Source organism: Mycoplasma sp. 613B (genome assembly GCF_054343485.1).
On record NZ_JBTGVH010000034.1, the window covers coordinates 1 to 2968 of the forward strand.

At 21.8% G+C, this 2968-nt stretch carries 1 protein-coding gene; it reads right to left on the reverse strand.

All coding sequences use genetic code 4. The features are described from left to right. Positions 1-126 precede the first annotated feature (126 nt). Positions 127-2805, reverse strand: coding sequence for an N-6 DNA methylase (locus tag ACXX87_RS04005; RefSeq protein WP_458573316.1), 2679 nt, complete (start codon positions 2803-2805; stop codon positions 127-129). Positions 2806-2968: the final 163 nt, after the last annotated feature.

The window sequence follows — 2968 nt, forward strand, 5'->3', positions numbered from 1 at the left end:
TTATTTTTATTTCTATAAGAAATTAATAAATTCCCCAAAACTTCCTGTTCTCAAGCGTGAGTAAATTCTTTGAATCTCAAAGAAGGGACTAAATTATTTTTTGTATTATTTGACATTTTTCTCCTTTTATTGTTTATTTAATATTTTTGTAATAAATTCCAGTTTTTCTTTTTGTACATGCATAGTTGAGAGAAATTTCATTGTTTGTATTAAGTTAGGTAAGACTCATTTATAATCTTTATCTAAAAAATTTAAAGATTTGTCATTGTTATTAGAAACAAATAATTCTAAGTCTTCAATTATTGCATGAGTTAAATAACTTTCTGTTTTTACTGTTAAATCAGTTAAATAATTAGCTCATTGAAAAGCAAGATAATTTATTAATTCTTGATAGTTTTTAATTTCATTTAAAGAATCAAGAGTAGTTTGAAATATTGTTTCTTCTAAAGAACTAATATTGTTGTCAAGTCTTCTTAGATAATTTAAATAATCATAAACTTCAGCTATTTTGAATTTAATTTCTTTTTCTGTTTCAGTTTGAGTGCTTGCAGGATTTAAAAGTTTTTTAATTCTTTCTAAATCACTTGTTTTAATTTTACTTGATTTAAATAAAGTTTGACATTCTGGATAAGTAGAAATTTCTAAGAGTAATGAGTTCATTCGCTCTTCTATTTTGTCTCTTAGTTCTTTCATATGAATTAAATCTTCAGCATTTTCATCTGCTTCTACAGAAATAACTAATAAGAAATTAATAAGATCTGATTCTTTTTCTCCTTCTGAAAATTTTCTTATATAACTATCCATTAATCTATCAAAATTCATTTTTCTTTTTTCTTTAAATACAGATATTTCAGGAATAATAAATTCATCTACTGCTTTTTGTAATTCAAACATTAATTTTTCCTTATCTAAAAAAGGAATGTTTTTAATTGAAGCGTTAGCAAATCTATCTATTTCACTTTTAATAATTTCTTCTCAATTTTCTGGAAATTCATCGATTTCAGTGAAAAAAGGAATAAAGTAGTCAACGATTTTTTCTCTAACTTTTTCCATTTTAGTTTCTATTTTTTTAATTATTTTGGACTCTAAAACTAATAATGTTATTTTTTCAGCATTAACTATTTTATAACCTGAATTATTTACTTTAATTGCTATTTGATCTTGTAAACCACTAATTTCATCAAAATATTTTTGTACAGGTCTAAAGTCTTCTACTGTTAGTAAATTATGAATTTTATTAAATTCTTGATTGGAAGAGTTAACATCTTCTTTTGTTATGTATTTAGAAATTTGAAGATCAAAATTATTAGAGGTAATTTCTTGGATAGAAACCTGTTTTGAAAATCCTTTGATTTCTTTTTTATCTTTATAAGTATTTAAAATATTCTCAATGTTATCAGGACTTAATTTGCAAATATCATTGTTTAATTTTACAAATAAATTAGTTGCATTAATCATAAAAATATCTTTATTTATTTTATTCTTTTTAAAGATTAATAAAACATCAGTGTTGGAGGTTCCAGAAAATAATTTATTTTGTAAATAAATAATTGAGTCTAAATGATTTTCAAGCACAAGTTTTTTTCTAATCTCTTTTTCTACTGAAGCACTTGTTAAGATTGATTCTGGTGCTAAAATAACCATAATTCCTTCATCATCTAAATTGTATAAACCTTGTAAAATAAAAGCTCAATCTGCTTTGGTTTTAGGTGGTGTACCATATTCTTTAAAATAAGGGTTGAAATTTTTAGATATTTCTGAATTTCAACTTTTAGAATTAGGAATATGTGATAATACTACATCTGCTTTAGGATTATTTGTTTTATATAAATCATTTGGTGAATAACTGGTAAATGAATCAGCATTTTTGATTTTTCAATTTTTAAAATCAACATTATTAATTATAAAATTCATTCTACTTATGTTGTAATTTCAACTATCAATTTCAATTGCATTATATTGAACTAAATCTGATTCATTTTTATATTTTTCAAAGGTTTTACCTACATTTAACATTAAAGAAGAAGTTCCGGCTGTTGGATCATAAATCTTAAGTTCATCTTTATTTTTAACATCTTCTAAAACTATTTTTGAAACTATAATTGAAGCATCATTAGGTGTATAAAAACCTTCATTTGCATTTTTATTTTCTTCAGAAAATTCACTAATTAAAAATTCAAATATCTCTTTAAAAATAAAATGATCGTTTTGATAATCAATATTTATTAGTTCAACAACAGATATTGCTTCTTCTATTAGCATTTTTAAATCTTTTTTATTTTTTCAGTTTTTTTCAATTTCATTTTTAGAAATATAAAATATATCACTAAATAAATAGGTATATTTATCATTTTTTTTAATATGATTATGAAAGAGTTCAAATCTCTCAAGTATTTTTTCAAAAGTAATATTTGAACTATGACTTGCCATATATTCTTTATATAAAGTACTAAATAAATTATCGTTAAAAATGAAGTAACCAAGTTCATTTTGAACTGTTTTGTAAATGTTTTTAATTTCTTGAAAAGAGTTAAAATATTTAGTTTTTCTGAATAATGATTTATATTTAAAATAAGAATAATCAAAATACTTGAATGCATTTTCATCTATCTTTAAATTTTGTTTCATAAAAACTTCTTGTTTTCTTGAAAGATATTTGTAAAAAGCAAAATATAAGGTTAGATGTTTGAATTTGTAAAAATCAGTTGCTGTTAATTTTCTAAAAATATTTCAATTTTTTATGAAATAATCAATTTGAGTTGTTCAAAAAGATACTGCTTTGATTTTATTTTGTTTTTGTTCCATTTTATACTCCTTTGAATTTTAAAATAAGTTTCTACTATTATAATTATATTTTAAAATTCGTTTTTTATTTATAGTTATAAAAATAAAAAATCTAATTATAAAATTAGATGCTTAATTGTAAGATCAAGTGCACCACTTTAAAGTAAAATTTAAAGTATGGGAC